This is a genomic window from Methanomassiliicoccales archaeon (assembly GCA_026394375.1).
Classification (GTDB): domain Archaea; phylum Thermoplasmatota; class Thermoplasmata; order Methanomassiliicoccales; family UBA472; genus JAJRAL01.
The window spans coordinates 1-16,626 of record JAPKYJ010000031.1 but is presented as its reverse complement, the minus strand read 5'-3'; the positions used below and the strand labels follow the sequence as shown (position 1 = coordinate 16,626).

At 58.5% G+C, this 16,626-nt stretch carries 19 protein-coding genes; 6 read left to right on the top strand and 13 right to left on the bottom strand.

All coding sequences use genetic code 11. The features are described from left to right. Both NT137_09050 and NT137_09045 read left to right on the top strand, forming a co-directional pair. On the top strand, window positions 1–506 hold a 506-nt coding region (locus NT137_09050), incomplete at its 5' end, for a DUF2111 domain-containing protein (GenBank protein ID MCX6653479.1). A gap of 30 nt (window positions 507–536) precedes the next feature. After that, entirely contained in the window at window positions 537–881 is a 345-nt protein-coding gene (locus NT137_09045) for a hypothetical protein (protein ID MCX6653478.1), read from the top strand. A 39-nt stretch (window positions 882–920) separates the two neighbouring features. On the opposite strand, the gene NT137_09040 is transcribed toward NT137_09045, so the two are convergent. After that, window positions 921–1,211 (bottom strand): carboxymuconolactone decarboxylase family protein, encoded by a 291-nt coding sequence (locus NT137_09040; GenBank protein MCX6653477.1) that lies wholly within the window; start codon window positions 1,209–1,211, stop codon window positions 921–923. Window positions 1,212–1,332: 121 nt separating this feature from the next. Between NT137_09040 and NT137_09035 the strand changes: the two genes are divergently transcribed. Continuing rightward, window positions 1,333–1,875 (top strand): hypothetical protein, encoded by a 543-nt coding sequence (locus tag NT137_09035; GenBank protein MCX6653476.1) that lies wholly within the window; start codon window positions 1,333–1,335, stop codon window positions 1,873–1,875. A gap of 108 nt (window positions 1,876–1,983) precedes the next feature. On the opposite strand, the gene NT137_09030 is transcribed toward NT137_09035, so the two are convergent. From NT137_09030 to NT137_08985, 10 genes are all read right to left on the bottom strand, one after another. After that, entirely contained in the window at window positions 1,984–2,259 is a 276-nt protein-coding gene (locus NT137_09030) for a DUF2098 family protein (GenBank protein ID MCX6653475.1), read from the bottom strand. Window positions 2,260–2,263: 4 nt separating this feature from the next. Next, complete coding sequence (mcrA, locus tag NT137_09025) at window positions 2,264–3,928, bottom strand: coenzyme-B sulfoethylthiotransferase subunit alpha (protein MCX6653474.1); 1,665 nt, start codon at window positions 3,926–3,928, stop codon at window positions 2,264–2,266. A gap of 5 nt (window positions 3,929–3,933) precedes the next feature. Beyond that, window positions 3,934–4,710, bottom strand: coding sequence for a coenzyme-B sulfoethylthiotransferase subunit gamma (gene mcrG / locus NT137_09020; GenBank protein MCX6653473.1), 777 nt, complete (start codon window positions 4,708–4,710; stop codon window positions 3,934–3,936). A 3-nt stretch (window positions 4,711–4,713) separates the two neighbouring features. Continuing rightward, the gene (gene mcrD, locus NT137_09015; protein MCX6653472.1) at window positions 4,714–5,136 is read right to left on the bottom strand and encodes a methyl-coenzyme M reductase operon protein D; all 423 of its coding nucleotides are present in this window, start codon (window positions 5,134–5,136) and stop codon (window positions 4,714–4,716) included. Further along, a complete protein-coding gene (mcrB, locus tag NT137_09010; GenBank protein MCX6653471.1) occupies window positions 5,136–6,467 on the bottom strand; it encodes a coenzyme-B sulfoethylthiotransferase subunit beta in 1,332 nt (443 codons plus the stop codon). Before mcrB ends, mcrD begins: the two co-directional genes overlap by 1 nt. 312 nt (window positions 6,468–6,779) lie before the next feature. Beyond that, entirely contained in the window at window positions 6,780–7,421 is a 642-nt protein-coding gene (locus tag NT137_09005; GenBank protein ID MCX6653470.1) for a TfuA-related McrA-glycine thioamidation protein, read from the bottom strand. A 5-nt stretch (window positions 7,422–7,426) separates the two neighbouring features. Beyond that, a complete protein-coding gene (locus NT137_09000) occupies window positions 7,427–8,632 on the bottom strand; it encodes a YcaO-related McrA-glycine thioamidation protein (protein ID MCX6653469.1) in 1,206 nt (401 codons plus the stop codon). A 52-nt stretch (window positions 8,633–8,684) separates the two neighbouring features. Then, window positions 8,685–9,143 carry an Lrp/AsnC family transcriptional regulator gene (locus NT137_08995; protein ID MCX6653468.1) on the bottom strand — a complete coding sequence of 153 codons (459 nt, stop codon included), beginning with the start codon at window positions 9,141–9,143 and terminating at the stop codon, window positions 8,685–8,687. Between the two features lie 211 nt (window positions 9,144–9,354). Beyond that, window positions 9,355–10,041, bottom strand: coding sequence for a DUF169 domain-containing protein (locus NT137_08990; protein MCX6653467.1), 687 nt, complete (start codon window positions 10,039–10,041; stop codon window positions 9,355–9,357). Window positions 10,042–10,337: 296 nt separating this feature from the next. Next, window positions 10,338–11,015, bottom strand: a complete 678-nt coding sequence (locus NT137_08985) for a DUF169 domain-containing protein (protein ID MCX6653466.1) — start codon at window positions 11,013–11,015, stop codon at window positions 10,338–10,340. 199 nt (window positions 11,016–11,214) lie between these two features. On the opposite strand from NT137_08985, the gene NT137_08980 reads away from it, so the two are divergent. Together NT137_08980 and NT137_08975 are read left to right on the top strand one after the other, a co-directional pair. Beyond that, window positions 11,215–11,979: a hypothetical protein gene (locus tag NT137_08980; GenBank protein ID MCX6653465.1), complete on the top strand. Its 765-nt coding sequence runs from the start codon at window positions 11,215–11,217 to the stop codon at window positions 11,977–11,979. 1 nt (window position 11,980) lies between these two features. Continuing rightward, window positions 11,981–12,871, top strand: coding sequence for a hypothetical protein (locus tag NT137_08975; protein ID MCX6653464.1), 891 nt, complete (start codon window positions 11,981–11,983; stop codon window positions 12,869–12,871). A gap of 42 nt (window positions 12,872–12,913) precedes the next feature. Here NT137_08975 and NT137_08970 read toward each other — a convergent pair whose 3' ends face one another. Together NT137_08970 and NT137_08965 are read right to left on the bottom strand one after the other, a co-directional pair. After that, window positions 12,914–13,774 (bottom strand): MBL fold metallo-hydrolase, encoded by an 861-nt coding sequence (locus NT137_08970; protein ID MCX6653463.1) that lies wholly within the window; start codon window positions 13,772–13,774, stop codon window positions 12,914–12,916. Then, window positions 13,771–15,420 carry a methylamine methyltransferase corrinoid protein reductive activase gene (locus NT137_08965; protein MCX6653462.1) on the bottom strand — a complete coding sequence of 550 codons (1,650 nt, stop codon included), beginning with the start codon at window positions 15,418–15,420 and terminating at the stop codon, window positions 13,771–13,773. Before NT137_08965 ends, NT137_08970 begins: the two co-directional genes overlap by 4 nt. Window positions 15,421–15,599: 179 nt before the next feature. Here NT137_08965 and NT137_08960 point away from each other — a divergent pair. Then, on the top strand, window positions 15,600–16,626 hold a 1,027-nt coding region (locus NT137_08960; GenBank protein ID MCX6653461.1), incomplete at its 3' end, for a hypothetical protein.

The following is a 16,626-nucleotide window of genomic DNA, read 5'->3' as shown; positions in this document are numbered from 1 at the left end:
AGGAAATGCTCTCGCCTCTGAGACGGCTGTTCGAGGTGGAGGACGGGGACTTGGTCATCATCGGCTCAGCCTTCTCCTACGAGGCAGCGGAGAAAGGGGCCGTGAGCGCGGCGCTGTCCATGGGAAACACCTCCCGCCGCTGCTGGACCGAAGGCACTTCGCTCTTGTCGGCCGACACCGAGGCGGAGGACCTGAAATGCTTGGCTTTGGCGGTGCATGAGCTGGTCGGTCGAATGCCTGTAGCCATGCGTTCCCGCAACCAATTCGGGGTGCGCTGCGAGGACGGAGAGGTGGTGGACACTAACTACACAGGACCGGTATTGGAGGAGGTCCTGAAGCGGGGACAGATCATCCGGAAGGTGGCCACGAGCGGTCAGTATCGGGGCACGCCTGTGGTAGTGGTGCCGATCATGAAGCGGAAAGAGGCCATCGCCGCCATCGGGGTTTTCGATATCACCCGCGGCTCGGTCAGTGAGCTGATGGCTCGGTCCAGAAAGGAACGCTGAGTTCGTTTGCTGAACTAGGAGGGTTGTGACATGCCAGGGAGCGGAGTCTTGTTGGACACAGGAAAGGCGACCATCACGGTGGACCCGGGCGTCTGCCGACTGGTCTCAAAGGTCGAAGTGTGGATGGAGGATGGCGTACTGAAATGCCACATCGAGAGCGCCTGCAAGCACGTCCAAGAGATGGCGGCGAAGCTTGATGACATGACCATGATGGACGTTATCAAGATGCCCTTCTCGGAGAACAAGGTATACCAGGTGGCAGGGAGGACGCTCAAGCATTCGACCTGCGTGCTCCCCACGGTGGTGCTGAAGGCGGCGGAAGTGGCGGCCGGTCTGGGATTGAAGCGGGACGTCCACCTCACGTTCCAGAAGTGAACGACCACCTCGTGATCTTTCGGAACGACTTGGCCAGCATCACTTGATGATTTCGTCGACGACCGGCGACCAGTTGGCCGCTGTCGGACCTGCCAGGTACATGGCCACGATGATGGCCTCTCGCAGCTCGTCTTTGGTCGCCCCGGCCTTCAAAGCATCTTTGGCATGGATATCCACACAGGCATCGCACTTGAGAAGACAGGAAAGGGCCACGGCGATGATCTCTTTCTCTTTGACGGAGAGCGCGCCTTCCTTGAACACCTCGTGCTTGTACTTGTAGAGGGCGTTGATGACCAGCGGCTGCTGCTTGGTGATCAGTTCTAGGCTCATGGGTGAGAGAGTGGCTCGCCGGCTATTTACTGCTTGCTCGTTCCATGGACACCAGCAATGGCTCTGTCGGCGTACCTTGGGAAAGCTAGATTACTCGGTTCATCGTTCGGGTTTCGTTGTCATGGTCACGGTGAAAGAGGTTCTCAAGTTGCTCCGAGGAATGGAGGGAACGCAGCATGCTTTCGAGCTCGACGATCGGGCGCGAGACAAGCTGATCGAGATAGAGGCCAACATCAAAGCCACGTTGGGCATCAGCTGCCAGAATCTGGGAGTGGAGGAATGCTTGAAACGAGATCATGTGGTCGTGGTGATCAAGGACAAGCGCTTCCGCCCTCCTCCCGAGCCTACCGTGCTCCTGGTGGCCGAGGACGGCCTCATCCTCGGGCAGGAGATCTTCCCGCACCAGAAGAAGGAGTACCAGGGCAAGGACAACATCATCTTCCTCTCCGAGGACTTCATCGTGTACATAGACCGAAAGCCGAAGCAGAAGGAGTGCTTCTGCATGCCACCGGTCAGCTTTCCGGAGGTGGAGGCGATGCGTGAAACGAAGAACGTGGTCTCCTGTTCCCCCTCTCCTTTGGGAGACATGTTCGTGCGAGCGGTGCACGATCTCAAGGACGACCCCAAGCTGGCCAGTATCCTCATCGGCTACGACGATTGCTGAATCTGCCGCATCGAGGCTCGCCTGATCGAACTCATTCTTGCCTCTGAGCCAGGCCATGGCTTCGCCTAGCAGCATGAGAAAAAGAAAATAAGAGATTTGGAAAGGGTTTCAGGTTCCGGACGGAGTGATGCGGCTGATGGCCTTCTCCGCTTCCGCGATCTGTTCCTTCAGCCGCTCCACCTGCTCCAGTTGGCTCTCCAACGAGGTCTCTTCTTGGCGCCTCACCTTGTATTCGCTCGCCGTCGCCGGGTCTAAAGCGGAGGTCTCGTAGTACAGGCCGTAGGTATCTAGGAGTACCCAGGTCCCTTCGGCCTTGTCCACTATCTCCACCACCTTTCCCACGGTGCCAGTGTTGCGATACCTAGCGAAGTCGCCGACCTTCATCGGATCACGCGGGCGGGATGATGACGGTTCTCTCGCCAGCGGGCATGAACTCGCGCATTGCGCCCCGACCGAACTCCTTGGTGATGTTCGCGAAGTCGAACGGGAGGTTCTTGTCCGCGAAGGCCACCTTGATGAGTGGGCTGCAGGCGAATGCGTCCCTGCGGGCCGCGTGGGCTGCAGAGGCGATTCCGCCGTATCCAGACAGGTGACCGACGTTCATCGTGTAGTTCGGGTAGTTCGGGCCGCGCAGCTCGAAGGGCAGGCCCTCGTCGCTTCTGTAGGCGAACGAGTTCGCGGAACCGCATTGGTCCTGCAGGTCGTAGCCGTAGAAGCCAAGGCGTCCGAGCCTCTCCTTGTGCTGCAGCATCGACAGGTACCAGCCGTTCACACCGCAGTCCGCGATACCAGTGGCCATCGCACAGGCGATACCAGTGGCCGCGGCAGCGACGGTCGCTCTCTGAGACCCACCGAAGTGGGCCTCCATGGCGGCCGGGTACCTCTCGTACATCTCCAGCGCGTAGGAGTTGACCTCCGTGCCGAGCTTCTCCAGGTTATCCATGGAGGGCTTCATCTTGCAGAGTCCACCGTACTTGTCCTTGATCAGGTCCACGGCCCAGTAGGTGTAGTCCTCCAGGATGTTGTCGGTGTAGGCGGCGGTCGAATACTGCGTGAAGCCTACTCCGCCGGACATATACGAACCGAGGTAGATCTGATCAAAGATAACGGCGCCCAATGCCACGGTCTCCAATGAGGCCCTTGCTGGGTCGTCTGGGTAGACGCGCGACGACTGCACCATGTCCGCGAGGAAACCGAACGGAATGCCACCAGGCTCGTTCGGGCCGCGGGCGCGGCGAGCGGGCATCATCGTACCCATCTCCAGCACCGAGGCGTGCTTGGCTGCGAAGGCGAAGTCCGCGATCGCGGCCTCACCTGCCGCCAGGCGGTAGGAGGTGATGAACGCCATCGATATCTGCATAGCGCTCCATCGGCTCATGGTACCACCGTCGCAGACGCGCCCGACCAAGGTCGGGCACGCGATCTTCTGCCACAGGGCGTTGCCGATAGCCTCCTTCAGCTGCTTGGCCTGGTCCGCTGGGAACTCCTTGTTGATGTCGATCCTGAACTGCTTGTCGATCTCGTCCATCAGCTCGTCGTTCCCAGAGAAGACCTTCACGTAGCAGTCCGCGGTCAGGGCCGGGCTGCACTCAGCCATGTGCTCCTGCACGACTGCTCCGCCGGGCATGGTGTGGTTCACTGCCTCCAGATAGCGGTTGATGGTCTCAGGGGTGACCTCCTTCGCCAGCCTCTTCTCGATGACGGTGTGTGCCGTGTCGAGGCCGGAGACGACGGTCCTTCTGATATCATCCCACGCTTGCTGCATGGCGGCGTTGTTGATGAAGTGCAGATCGTCCGCCTCAGCATAGATGTCCGTGTGGGACAGCTGGTAAGGCATTAGGACTCTCTGACCTAGCGGGACACCGATGTCTTGGTTCATCATGACGATGCCACGCTCCTTGGCGATCTTGGTCGCCTGCTCCACCCACTCCCGCTTCCTCTTCGACTGTTTCCAGCCGCCGAAGGAGTAGTAGCTGGTGTGCACGTCCGTCGGGTCCTCTTTGAACTTCTTCTTCATCGCCTTCAGGAACAGCTTCTCTTTCTCCTTTGCCATTTAGCTCAGTCCCCCTTGATGGTCCAGGGCTGGAATCCAGCTAGCGTGCGCAGTCTGTGGATCCTCAGGTTCATGGCCATGACTTCCTTGTCGTACCTCATGTCTACGTCATCGGCCCGGAACATGGTGGTCCTCCTCTTCAGCTCCGTCTCCGACGCGGGCTTGCCGACGGAAATCGGCTTGTCCAACGGGAGGGCGACCTGGTCCTTCACGTATTCGACCTCGCCCTTCTTGGCGTTCCATCGGTACCTCTGCCACGCGTCGAACATCAAGCCGTTCTCATCGAGGCGGCAGGCGTGACCGTGCACAGTGGCTCCTCTGATACCGACCCTTGCCGGGTCGAAGGTCTCGTTCTCGATCATTTCCTTGGCGAGCTTCTCCAGGTCCCTCTCCCTCATTTCCACGATGTTCCTTCCGGACAGGGTACCTGTGTCCACACCACGGAACCTGGACATATACAGCCAGGCGCGGCAGTAGGGCACGATGGGGGCTAGATAGACGGAATCGGTGAACTGCACGTACCTGATCCTGTCTCCTTTCTTCGCGCCCTCGATTGGGGTCACCAACTGCCTGATCGGGCAGTCGGGCTCCGTGCCCTCTTCCAGTGGCGGGTGGATGCTCCTGTAGTCCTCACCAGGGGCTCGGTGGCCAAGGATCTTGACCACGTCCTCCATGGCGATTTCACGGAGCTTATCCAGCTTCACCTTGGGGTCAACATATCTGCGCCTGTTCTTCGCAGGCACAGAGCTCCCAGGATAGAATTGCCTATCGTACTTTGCCATGACTCAACACCTTCCTTTTGCGTAATCGGTAGTGGTTGGCTTGAACTTGGAATACCTTCCTATCTCCAAATCGAATCCGAACGGGAGCAGCTCTTCGCAGATCTTCTCGATCGCCTCCGTGACCTTCTGCACGTTGTCGATGTCGTCGACCTCGACGAAGATGCGTCCCACCTGCACCCAGAGCTCGGTCTCCTTCCCCTTGACGGTAATCTTCTTTCTTTCGGGGTGATTGACTTCCAGCCCAGTGCCCGGCCCTAGGTTCACCTTCTTGGGCAGGTTCTCGCCCTGACAGGTGACCTGTCGCACGTGTTCGACCTCGTAGATCCGGTTAAGGACCTTCTCGGTCGTGTCCGCGGACAGAAGCCGGCTTGGCATTACCATGATCTCCGGCAGCGGGACCGCTTCTGGAGATGAGGCACTCCTCATCAGGCCACCTCGCCCATTATCTTCTTGGCCTCCTTACCGACCGCTTTGATCGGTGCCTTGAACTCCGGTATGTCACCGAAGACGTCTCTCACCAGTGGGCTCGTCGCCTCGGGCGAGAACATCTGGGTACCGGCATCCAGCGCGCAGCCGGCCGCGATCACCGGAATGACCGTGCCCTTCGCGTGCTTGGTCACGACGTGGTTGCCGTGGAACAGACCCGGACCGCCACCGCCATAGATGGAGTGGCTGAAGAAGCTCATGCCGACCGAGGTACCCATGGCTCGACCGTAGTCAGTGCCCGGTAGCCCAGTCTCGTGCTCCAGTAGGTCGTTGAAGTACAGGATGGTTGATGGCACGCCTTGCGACGCCCTCGCGGCACCAACGTTCACCATGATGGCGCAGAGCAACCCACAGGCCGCGTAGGCGTTCCACAACGGGATATCGTTGGTGGTGTACACCTTGTAGCCAGAAGGCAGCTTCTCCTTCACCCTGATGACCTTGTCCTCGATGGCGCGTCCGACTATGCTCTCGACCACGCTACCGACCGTACCGGTCTTTCCGTTCTCTTTCACGATGCTGTACGTCATGTTGTTCGCGTTCAGTCCCTGATAGGCCAGCGCGAGCAGGTGTCCCCGCTCGAACGGTCCGATCGCGTCACCCATCTCGAACATAGCTGTCTGCTCGAAGATGGACGACAGCGCGGCGGCGTTCATGGCGTTCTTGCCGGATATGGCAACGATATGGTTCGCCATGATGTTCCTCAGCGCGTAGCCAGCACCCTCGTTGTTCTGCGGAACCTCGAGGATGGATTTCAGGTTCGATCCCATGAAGTTCAGGGTCTGCGGGTATCTGCCCCAGACGGCGGCCTTGACCATGTTGGCGTGGTACATGTCCACGTCGTACAGGTCAATGATGGCCTGCGTCACAGCGGCCGCGGCGGCGGTGAAGCCGGTGGTATATTCGATACCGGCGTCCAGCCTGGCGGTCGGAACCATGACGATTAACTTCTTGCCGTCTCCCAGGACCCTAACTTCCGTATCGTCATCCTTTGAGACCCTGATCATGTCACGGACGGCCTTCGCAACCTTTTCTGCGTCCTTGACAACCGGCGCATCTATCTCCTTTCCCTTGATATAGCCGCCACCGACTCGCCCGGTCTTGAGGCTCTTCTCAATACCAGCGAGGTCGACGGCGGTTGTCCTCTTTGCGAGATACCCGATGCGCTTGATGCCGGGATTCTTCAAAGGACTGATCGCTTCCAGGGGTACGTTCTTCTCAATAAGCTTGCCCCTGTCGTCGTACAAGTCGATTTTGTCCTTGTATTTCGCCATTCTTTACCTCCTTTTCTCTAGAAAAACTCGACTCTCATCGAGAGCAGCTAGGCTTTACAACTTATCCCCCAATCTAGCGTTCTCTCGACGAAAACCGGTTCCCCTTACTCGACACAACAAAGCGCCGTAGGGCATATAAGCTTGGTTATGGATGGATAATCCATCCACCCCTAAACAATTGATTAGCTCGAATGACCATCCAGCTTAACAATTGAAATTTATTTGCTACCTAATATTTATTGCGATTTAGTCCGTTAACCGTGACACCACTTAACGCGGTAAAACTGCAATTTAAGGTTGTTAAGGAATCCCTCATTTTTTAGCGTTTTCCTGCATTTTTCTCAACGTAGATAGCACTTCTAGTGCGTCCTTCCGCTTGAAATCCTCATATTCTGCATCGATGTATGTTTTCAAGTTTCTCGCGACGCCCTCTCCCGCGCTCTCAAACACTACATCTAGTAGAAGGGCTATGCTTCGCTTCGGAAAATACGTCTGTTTCATGCGCTCCAACGCGAACGACGCATCGCTCTCGCTGACGATCCCTGCCTCCACCGCTCGCGTCAGGTTGAGCCTTATGTTCACCAATGGCTCGGAGAGCGCCTCGAGCGTCTCTGGATGGAAAATGAGCGCCACCTCGTCGTCTCCTTCCACCTGACCAGATAGGTAGAGTTCGAATATCCTCCCCACTCCCCTCATTCCAAAGCTCTCCAGCTCGGATGCGCGTAAGGCCCCCATGCTGCCTCCGCCTACTACCTTCGTACCACGCTTCAGGAGCGTGACTATCTCTCTATGGCCGACGGCGGCCTCGGACATGAACACACCGTCGATGATCCCTACCAGGCGGACATCCTCGGGCAGCGTTGGCAGGTCGCCTCGTCTAATCGGGGGACGAAACTCCGCCTCCAGTATCTTCTTCGCCTCGGAATGCGGCAGTGATGGTCCCAAGAAGACCACGGTGCTCAAGGCCACTCCCCTCTGAGCCTGCGCCCGGCGCGTTCGTCATCCAAAGCGAAGACCTCCATGCCAGGCACGATCACCCTCACCACCGGGATGTCCAGTTCCTTCCTCGTCAGGTCCACGGCCACCACCCGTTTGAATCCGTGTTTGCGGAGCCGCTCCAGCACGATCTGCAGATCATCGAAGACATCCGGAGTGTCCAATGCCTCGTAGTCGTCCAGCCTACGCTTCTCCGCCGAGGGGAAGAACCACATCTTGTTCAGGTTCTTCATGCGTTCGTAGCCGAGCTTGCGGTTCTGGTCAGCGTGAACGGTGTCTTCCCTGGCACCATGTATCTGCGTCAGGCGGCTCTGGGCCACCTCCGTCAAGGCTCGAATGACCGTTATGCGGGGGTTCATGTGCGTGCCCATTCCCAGGGAGAGGAGAGCGGGGTCCTGGAGCCTCACATCGTCGGCCGCGGCGGCGAAGGTCGGCAGGCCCACATCGCTGGTAAGGTCCTTCAGGTGGACCTCGACCCCTTGCTCTTTGAATCTATCCAGCAGCCTCGAGACCAGGCCGTCCTTCTCCGGAGGTATCACCTCCCCCCGCACCTTCCGCTTGGCCTCGCACAGGGACCAGGCGTCCCTTTCCACCACCTCACATATTCCGTGAAGCAACGCCTCCTCCATGGTGTTGCCCGAGGCCAACCCGTTGGTGTTGGTGCGGAAGAGCGGCATATCTTGTTTCGAAGTGTAAGGGTGGAAGACCGCGCTGGCCGGAACGTAGACCTCCTCCTTCTCGATGAGGTCCCAGCCTTTCACCCAGGCGATGGGCTGATGCATGATGTGCATTGTGGTCCGTTGAGGAAGGACCAGGGACCGGGGATCGATGGAATTCTCCGAGGCCAGCATGTCCTCCAGGCCTTTTCGCACCACCCTGTCTCCCCGAACCTCTCCCGAATAGCGCTCCAGAGCCTCCATGATCGCCGAGACCTTTGCCTGCTCGGACGAAGCTCCCTTGCCATTGTAGACCGAGACCGCGCCGCTCTCAGCGGAAGGCCTGATGCTGGAGAAGACCGGAATGCCCAGTCGGTCCAATCCGGTGATGTCCGCCACTCTGGTCACGCCGGCCACCTTGCAGAGAGGCTCGACGCGCTTGAGCGTTGTCGCCGGGTCGACCGTGCGTTGGCCGTCCTCGAAGTACTTCTTCGGTGCGGGACCCAGCTTCATGCAGCCCGATAACGTGCTCCGCGTAATAAACACCTGCGCTGGAAGCTCCCCCTCACTTATTCAGAGATGGCTGGATGGAAACGAGGTCCAGCTCCGCGTCCGGGTTCATGACTATCTTCTCTATGAAAATGTCCACTTCCACGTTCTGGATGTTGGGGACCTTGACAATCCGGTTCTGAATGAGGTCGTAGAGCGAATCCACGCTCTTGGTGTAAACCTCGCAAAGCAAGGAATGGTCACCGAAAACCTTGTGAATGAATTCTATCTCCTCCAGCTTGCGCAGCTCATCGATGACCGAATTAATCGAAGGCCCGACCACTTCCAGACCGATGATCGCTCGCATGAGGCCGAGGCGAGAGGTGTTCGTGACCACGGTGTAGCCAGATATGAGGTCCTCGCTTTCCATCTTGGATATCCTCCGGCTCACGGTGGCCTTCGATATGCCCAGCTTGTTGGCCATGCTCCCCATGCTCTCACGGGAGTCGTCCCTCAGCATTCTGAGTATCTTCAAGTCGGTGATATCCACATTCTCACTCCCCCCTATGTAACGTCATTTCGCAGGACTGGGATTCGGTCGAACGATTGTCCACACCTTTGATTGATATTAATGTTTCGTTGCAGATTGCAGTGGAGCCCAAAACAACCGCATCGACGTATCTATGATCCAGAAAGAATCGGAAGGGAAAGCTAGGAAAAAGGAAAGGGACCAAAGGTCCCCAGTTCTACTTCGTTCTGGACTTTGGGATCGGACCGGCGCCCATCTTCTCCAAGGCCCTGACCAGCTCTGGAAGCCTCTTGAATGGGATGCCGACCAGCATCTCTTCGGGCTTGATATCAGTGGTCTTGCGGCAGCCGAAGCAGCCCAGGGAGATGTTCACGTTTCCCGTCAAGTAGGGGACGACCGTGGAATCGGCACAGCTCGCTTGCACCGCGGCCATTTCCACGGTGACCCTTCCACCCATGCTGAACGTGGTGGCGGCTGGAAGCAGCCAGAAAACCTGTTCCGGCATGCCCGTGATGACGACCACATCGGGCTCTAGGGTGGCCTTGCTCAACGGTGCCACCGCAGTGGCGATGACGCTGCCGATCTCCAATCCAGGTCTGACGGAAATGGTCTTGGCGGCGGACTCCGGCGTTTCATACATGCCCATGTTATGGTGGAACTCGCCCGACCTGACCTTGTCTGGCAAGGGCACCAGGCCCATGGTCGATGCTCCCACGGGGCAGGCCTGCTTGTCGGGGGGAACCAACAACATCTCTCCGTGCTTGGCGCGCATAATCGACTGACAATGCCTTATCGGTGTCTCCGGCTGAGCGTACCCAGCGGGCAGCGATTGCCCATTCTTAATGAAGGTGATGGCAACCGGCTCGTTGCGGAGGCCGAGTATCTCGACAATCTTCTTTGACATTTCGGCGTGATTCATAGGGTTAACCCCGCCAAACCAATCTGCGGACGTTTACTTATACGTAATGTTTTCTGTTTATCCATATCAGAGCCATGTTCATTCGACGACTGACAAGACGTTCAATGCTCCGATTCCAATACGAATCCAACAAACCGCTGTCTCGAATGATGTTCTGACCACTGCCTCACCCTCGGCCGGGTTCGCGCACAACCGCTCGGTGCGGCTTAATTCAAAATCGTTTTATCTGAAGAACGACGATGGCGGAGGCACGAGCCTGAAAAAGGGACGGCCGGGGCACCTTACGTGGCCCTGGTACGGCACTTGGTTATGGCTTCCTCCCCCAGCTTCTCTATGTTCTTGGACATCTCCTCCAATCGGGAGCCGGGCACGCCCACTAGCATCTCCTCGGGCCTGAGGTCGGTGGCCTTGCGGCAGCCATAGCAGCCTAGGGAGATGTTCACCTTCCCACGCATGTAGGGGATGACCGTGGAATCCGCACAAGAGGCCTGGAAGGAACCGGTCTCCACCGTTATCCTTCCTCCCATGCTGAAGGTGGTGGCCACGGGCAATATCCAATACATCTGTTCCGGCGTGCCCGAGAAGATCACCACGTCCGGCTCCATCTTGGCCTTGCTCAATGGGCCGACCAGTGTGGCTATGATGCTCCCCGTCTTCAATGCGGGCCTTTCCGCCATGGTCTTAGCCGCCGCCTCCTGCGTGGCGTACATCTTCAGATTGTGATGGAACTCGCCGCTCACGACCTTTTCGGGAGTGGGAAGGATGCCCAACGCCGACCCGCCCACCGGACAGGCGTGCTTGTTCGAGGGGATGAGCAGCTGCTCGCCCTTCCTCGCTCTCATAATCGATTGGCAGTGCCTCACGGGTTTATCGGGCTCGTTGTATCCTGAGGGCAGCTGCTCTCCGCTCTTTATGAGGTTCACGGCCACCGGTTCGAACTGAAGACCGATGATTTCCATGAACCTCTTCGATATCTGCACATAGTCCAGGTTACCACCTCTGGATATGATACAGGCGGTGATTATTTAACGGTGTTGCTTTTACTTTTTTGCCCTCTCCCCGCGCGAGGGAGGGGAGCGCCAGGTGGGCACGTCGCCCGTGCGGTATAAATAGCGAGTGGGCGGATTCAGAAATGTGCTTCTAGGGAGTAATGAATACATGAATGAGAGCTGGCCACCTTTCAGCGGTACCTACGAACTGGGCACAAGGGACAGCTCAGTGGCCATCGTGGTTATCGGTCGGGGCGTGGTGGAGCTGCCCAAGGACCGATATTCCATCATTGGCACCTTGAAGACCGAGAACCTGGGCATTGAGAAGGTGGTGGTCAATGTCATCTCCAACCCTCACATCCGCTTTCTGATCGCATGTGGCAAGGAGGAGTTCGGACATTTTCCCTCCGATGCAATCACGAAACTGAAGCAGAACGGAGTGGACGAACGGATGCGCATCATCGGAGCCAAATCGGCCATCCCCTATCTCTGCAACATCCCTCGGGAGGCGGTGGACCGGTTCCGGGACCAGGTGGAGGTCATCGACCTGGTGCACCCCAAGGAGGCGGAGGAAATCGTCGCCTTCAACCCTGAGTACCTTTTCGACGCCGAACGCACGGCGGAACTCCTCCGGACGGTCGAGGATTGCTTGACCCGCGATCCTGGCCACTACGGAAAGGAAGGAATGGTGGTGCACAGCCGCGCCCTGCGTTTGGAGGCCACAAAAGCCATCAAGTCCATCGATAACATGGCCATCGATTTCACTAGCCAGATGTTGCGATTCCCGTCTGAGAGGCTCAGCACCGAAGCGAGCCTCGTCACCCTTTCGTCCGAGTTCGGTGTGTTCCTGGACGCGGTGGACGGTTTGGTGCGAGAGGCGCCCTCGGTGGAGTTCGCGGAGCGTCTAAGATCATACTATCGCGGAGGTACCTGAGATGATGAGATTCTTGAACCAACAGACCAGCTTCAAGATAGGCGGAGTGGATTTCGGCGGTCAGCCTGGAAAGAAAAGGACCGTGCTCATCGGCTCTTTGTTCTATCCTGGTCACAGCATCGTCGAGGACCGCGTGACCGGCAAGTGCAAGAAGCAGTCGGTGGAGGATACGCTGAACCGGTTGCACTCGGCCATGGATGAGACGAATGTTCCTCCGGCGGTCATGGTCTATGCTGAAACTAAGCAAGCCATGTCCGCTCACCTCCATCAGGTGGCCGACCTCTCGAAGTTGCCGCTGTTCGTTGATTCGCCCTCTTGGGAGGTGAGGGTGAGCGGTTGCTCGGAGGCGAGCAGGATCGGTGTGCTCGATCGAGTGGTCTACAACACCTTGAACGCCGGCCTTACGGCAAAGGAGCTGGAAGGGGTGAAAGAGTGCGGGGTGGAGGCGGCCATGCTCCTAGCCTTCAACCCTATGGACATCGCCGTCAAGGGCAAGATCTACCTGCTGGAGAACGGAGGCGGGCTGCTTGAGCGAGGGTTGATCGATATCGCCGGGCAGGCGGGCATCAAGAAACCGCTTCTGGACCTGGCGGTGATGGCGACAGAGCAGAACGCGGGTGCCGCCTTGCGGGCCATTACCCTCTCCAAGGCCAAATGGGGTCTGCCCAGCGGTTGCGCCCTCCATAACGCCGTGGAGTCGTTCCCGCCCCTGACGAAGCTGAAGGGGGAAGACCGGAAGATCTATCGCTACGTGGACGTGGCCTCGGTGGTCATGCCCATGATGGCCGGGGCGGACTTCGTGATGTACGGACCGATCGAGTATTGTCGCAGGGCGATGCACGCCGCTGCCTTCGCGGACGAGCTCCTTGAGCAATCGGTGCAGGACATCTAGGCAATCAGAAGGAAGAGGCTCTATCCGATCGGCCAATTCGACTCAGCCCAGCTCGATCTCGCTGCCCGCAGGCATGAGCTCGAAGCCGACGAACCTGTCGGAGAACATCTTCATGGCCTCGAAGCCGGAGCAGTGCATGGGAGCGATGCGGTCCACGCCCAGGTTCTTCAGCTGGTCCATGGTCTTGCGCACCCTCTCCTGGGTCGAGCCGGAGAGATGGAATCCGCCGATGGCCATGTGTATCTTGCTGCCGGTGGACTTCTTGGCGTGGGTGACCATGTTCACTATCCCCGGGTGAGCGCAACCAGCGATGATCACCAATCCACGCTTGGTGGAGACGTAGAGAGCTTGCTCGTCCGACACCTGGTCCTCGAAGACCTTGCCCTCTTCCTCTCTTAGGAAGTTGACCGTCTGCTCGAAGTCGGTGACGCGAGGAACTTCCCCCGAGATGCGCACACCCGGCAAGATCTCGGTCGAAGTGCTCACGAAATGCAGCTGCGCTTTTCCCAATTTCTCGATGACGGTCTGCGGCGTGGAGACATCGGTCTTGACCTCTCCGGCCGTGGAGTACCTCTTCCCCACGAAGGTCTTCGGGTGAGTATAGATAGGAATGCCCGCTTCTATGATCGGCGAGAGCCCGCCGACATGGTCATAGTGGCCATGGGTCACGAAGACGGCGGTCAGGTCCTTCGGCTCGAGACCGATGAGCTTGAGGTTGTGGGTGAAGACCATCTCCGACCCGCCGGCGTCCACCAGCACCTTGTGACCGTTGTCCGTCTCCACCAGCATGGAAAGTCCTTGTTCGGAGACGAAATGCCTGTCTGGACGGTCCAGCCTGCGCACCAATCGTGAGGGTTGGCAGGCGGTCCCGCACATGTTGTCGACGACGGTGACGATCCTCACGCCGTCTCCTCCCGGCGGACGATCTTGAGGTCGCTGAACCGCATGACCTGTTCGGGGCAGACGGACTCGCATTTCTTGCAGGCGGTGCCCAGGCAGTACTCGGTGGCGATGCGCAAGCGGAACTTGCCCTCGTCCGTCCTTTCGATGCGTAGCGCCCGTTCCGGGCACTCCCGCATGCACTTCTTGCAGCCCTTGCAGCCCTCTGGCTCGGCCAAGAGATAGACGCCCACGTGCTCCAATGTCTTCAGCCCTTTGTCCCCTAGGATCGGTATGTCAGAGGAGACTATGCGGAGCGTCTCCTTGGGCCTCTTTATCTCTGGTAGCGGACGATAGCCTTTGTCCTTGAGCAATTTATTGAACAATTCGCTTGGCATGCCCTCCAACCAATAGGCTATTTCGTTCACATAGATGTCCTCGAACACCTTGCTGGTGGCGAACATGATGTGCTTGGCCGCCATGCCGTCCGCCACGGACTGCATCTTGTCCAAGGCCTCGTCCTGCACCAGCAGGTCGTAGGCCATCATGAGCGAGGTGTTGCCGCATTGGTAGGTGCGCTCGAGCACTCGGGGAACGAGTCCCACGGTCTGCGCCTTGATCGGGTCGACATATGTGCCCGAGGCGCCGGCCAAATACATCGCCTTGACCTCCTCGTCGTCGATGCCCACTTCCTCTATTAGCGTACGGTGCCCGGCGCGGATGGCACCCATGGCCTTGCCCGCCTCCAGGACGTCGTGCTCGGTGATGAAGACGCCGTCCTGCAGATGGATCTTCTTATCCGGAGTGGTGAGGTTGGGAAGCTTGATCACGCCAGTCTCCAGGCCGAGGGCGACCGCCGCCACCACGCCGGTACCGGTGATGCCGCGCGCCTTGATGCCGCTGGGGGCCCGTATCTTGCCCGTTCGCACGTCCACGGCCGCTCCCTTCTGCGCCTTGAGCCTCTCGTCCAGAACGAAATTCCGCCAGCTGCCGTCCGACTGCACCTCCAGGTCGGAGATGGCGTGCGGCGCGGCCAGCATGCCATACTCGATGCTCTGCCCCTCCATGGCCGGCCCGGCGGCCGCTGAGCCGGTGTAGAGCTCACCATCCACGTACAACCCCATTTCGGCGTTGGTGCCGTAGTCGGTGACTATGCAGGTCTCATCACGCTCCAGCATGTGGGACTTCATGATCATCGCCAACGCATCGGCCCCGATCTCATGGCGAATGGACGGGGGAATGCGCACCTCGCACTCCGGATGCACGGATGATAGACCTAAATCGGACGCCACCCGGGTGTGCGCCCGCCTCTTCGGCACGTCGACGTTGAGGCGCTTGAGCAATGACTTGCCGGCATAGGCTAGATCGCGGATCTCGATGTTCTCGAACATGGAAAGCTGGGCGGGATTGCCGCAGATGGCCATGGTCCGGATCTCTCCCGGGTCCGTGTTGTGTAGGCCGATGAGCTTGTCCACCGTCTTCGCAATGATGCGGTGCCCGACCTCCGAGCCGTTCTCCATCCAGAAATGCAGGTGGTCCATGATATTGGCACCCGGCAAGGGATGCCTCATGGTGATGGCCGTGGAAACGATCTTGCCGTTTTGGGAAAGGTCGACGAGATGAGTTCGATAACCACTCGTGCCGAGGTCAAGAGCAATGCCATAACCCATTGGGAATCACTCGCATTGGTATCGTCTGCGCGTATTTAAATCTAGACTTGGGATTGAACGTGGTTTGAAAACCAAATATTCACATGTCTGGATGAGCGAGCCGAGAGCGCCGAAAAAAGCTCGCTAGAGACGTATTGCTTCGCAACCTTTTTTATGGCGTTACCTCCGTTGGACTTCATATGACGCCCAAGCAGCGGTTCCAGGCCGCCCTGCGCATGGAGACCCCGGACCGCATCCCCCTCTTCTATCAACACCTCGGTGCAGCCAGCTACCTCCAGAAGGCCACGGACCTGGTGACCAAGAACGGCTTCGATGATCCGGAGGTGTTCGCTAGACTCTCCTTGGAGGCGTATAGGCAGTTCGGCTTCGACAACGTCATGGCCGGCTGGGGGGACATCCTCGTGGAAGCGCAGGCCCACGGCACCACCTGGAAGTTCACCGACCCCCGTTTCTATCCCCGCCCGGACAAGTACGTGCCGATATCCAAGGTGGGAGAGATCAGGCCGGTCGACCCAATGCAGGACAAGCATTGGTCCGTGCCCCTGAAAGCGGCGAAGCTTATGCTGGCAGAGGTCGGGGAGGAGGTGGACGTGCTGGGATGCATCGACTCCCCCACCGTCATCGCCTCGGAGGTGGTGGGCATGGAGAACCTCATGATGGCCTACTTCCAGAACCCTGACCTGGTGCATCATCTTCTTCGAGCTTTGACAGAAAGCGCCAAGGCTTACGGAGAGCACATCAACAAGATCGGCCTGGAGGACGTGTTCCTAGAGAACGGTACGGCGGGCGAGGAGATGGTCTCCTTGGAGATGTACGAAGGCTTCGACCGCAAGTACCTGGGGCAGGTCATGAGCTCGTACCATAAGCTCGGACTGCGCACCATCATCCACAACTGCTCCGCCTTGCCCTTCTACCGATCGCAGGTAGAGCTGCACCCGAGCGCCATCCACATCCACTTGGTCGCCGTGGACGTGCCGGAGATGTTCTCCTTCGTCAAGGGCAAGACCTGCATGATGGCCGGCATCGATCACATGAACCTGCTGTTCAAGAGGACCCCGGATGAGGTGGAGGCGGAGGTGAGAAGGGTCATCGGGCTATGGGGCGACGCTCCGGGATTCATCCTCGCCCCGGGCTGCGAGCTTCCCTACAAGACGCCGCTGGACAACATCCGACGGATGAAGGAGGCGACCATCAGATATGGGACCT

Coding starts and splice junctions, on each gene's coding strand:
- NT137_09045 (MCX6653478.1), top strand. CDS start 537: ATGCCAGGGAGCGGAGTCTTGTTGGACACAGGAAAGGCGACCATCACG.
- NT137_09040 (MCX6653477.1), bottom strand. CDS start 1,211: ATGAGCCTAGAACTGATCACCAAGCAGCAGCCGCTGGTCATCAACGCC.
- NT137_09035 (MCX6653476.1), top strand. CDS start 1,333: ATGGTCACGGTGAAAGAGGTTCTCAAGTTGCTCCGAGGAATGGAGGGA.
- NT137_09030 (MCX6653475.1), bottom strand. CDS start 2,259: ATGAAGGTCGGCGACTTCGCTAGGTATCGCAACACTGGCACCGTGGGA.
- mcrA (MCX6653474.1), bottom strand. CDS start 3,928: ATGGCAAAGGAGAAAGAGAAGCTGTTCCTGAAGGCGATGAAGAAGAAG.
- mcrG (MCX6653473.1), bottom strand. CDS start 4,710: ATGGCAAAGTACGATAGGCAATTCTATCCTGGGAGCTCTGTGCCTGCG.
- mcrD (MCX6653472.1), bottom strand. CDS start 5,136: ATGAGGAGTGCCTCATCTCCAGAAGCGGTCCCGCTGCCGGAGATCATG.
- mcrB (MCX6653471.1), bottom strand. CDS start 6,467: ATGGCGAAATACAAGGACAAAATCGACTTGTACGACGACAGGGGCAAG.
- NT137_09000 (MCX6653469.1), bottom strand. CDS start 8,632: ATGAAGCTGGGTCCCGCACCGAAGAAGTACTTCGAGGACGGCCAACGC.
- NT137_08990 (MCX6653467.1), bottom strand. CDS start 10,041: ATGTCAAAGAAGATTGTCGAGATACTCGGCCTCCGCAACGAGCCGGTT.
- NT137_08985 (MCX6653466.1), bottom strand. CDS start 11,015: ATGGAAATCATCGGTCTTCAGTTCGAACCGGTGGCCGTGAACCTCATA.
- NT137_08980 (MCX6653465.1), top strand. CDS start 11,215: ATGAATGAGAGCTGGCCACCTTTCAGCGGTACCTACGAACTGGGCACA.
- NT137_08975 (MCX6653464.1), top strand. CDS start 11,981: ATGATGAGATTCTTGAACCAACAGACCAGCTTCAAGATAGGCGGAGTG.
- NT137_08965 (MCX6653462.1), bottom strand. CDS start 15,420: ATGGGTTATGGCATTGCTCTTGACCTCGGCACGAGTGGTTATCGAACT.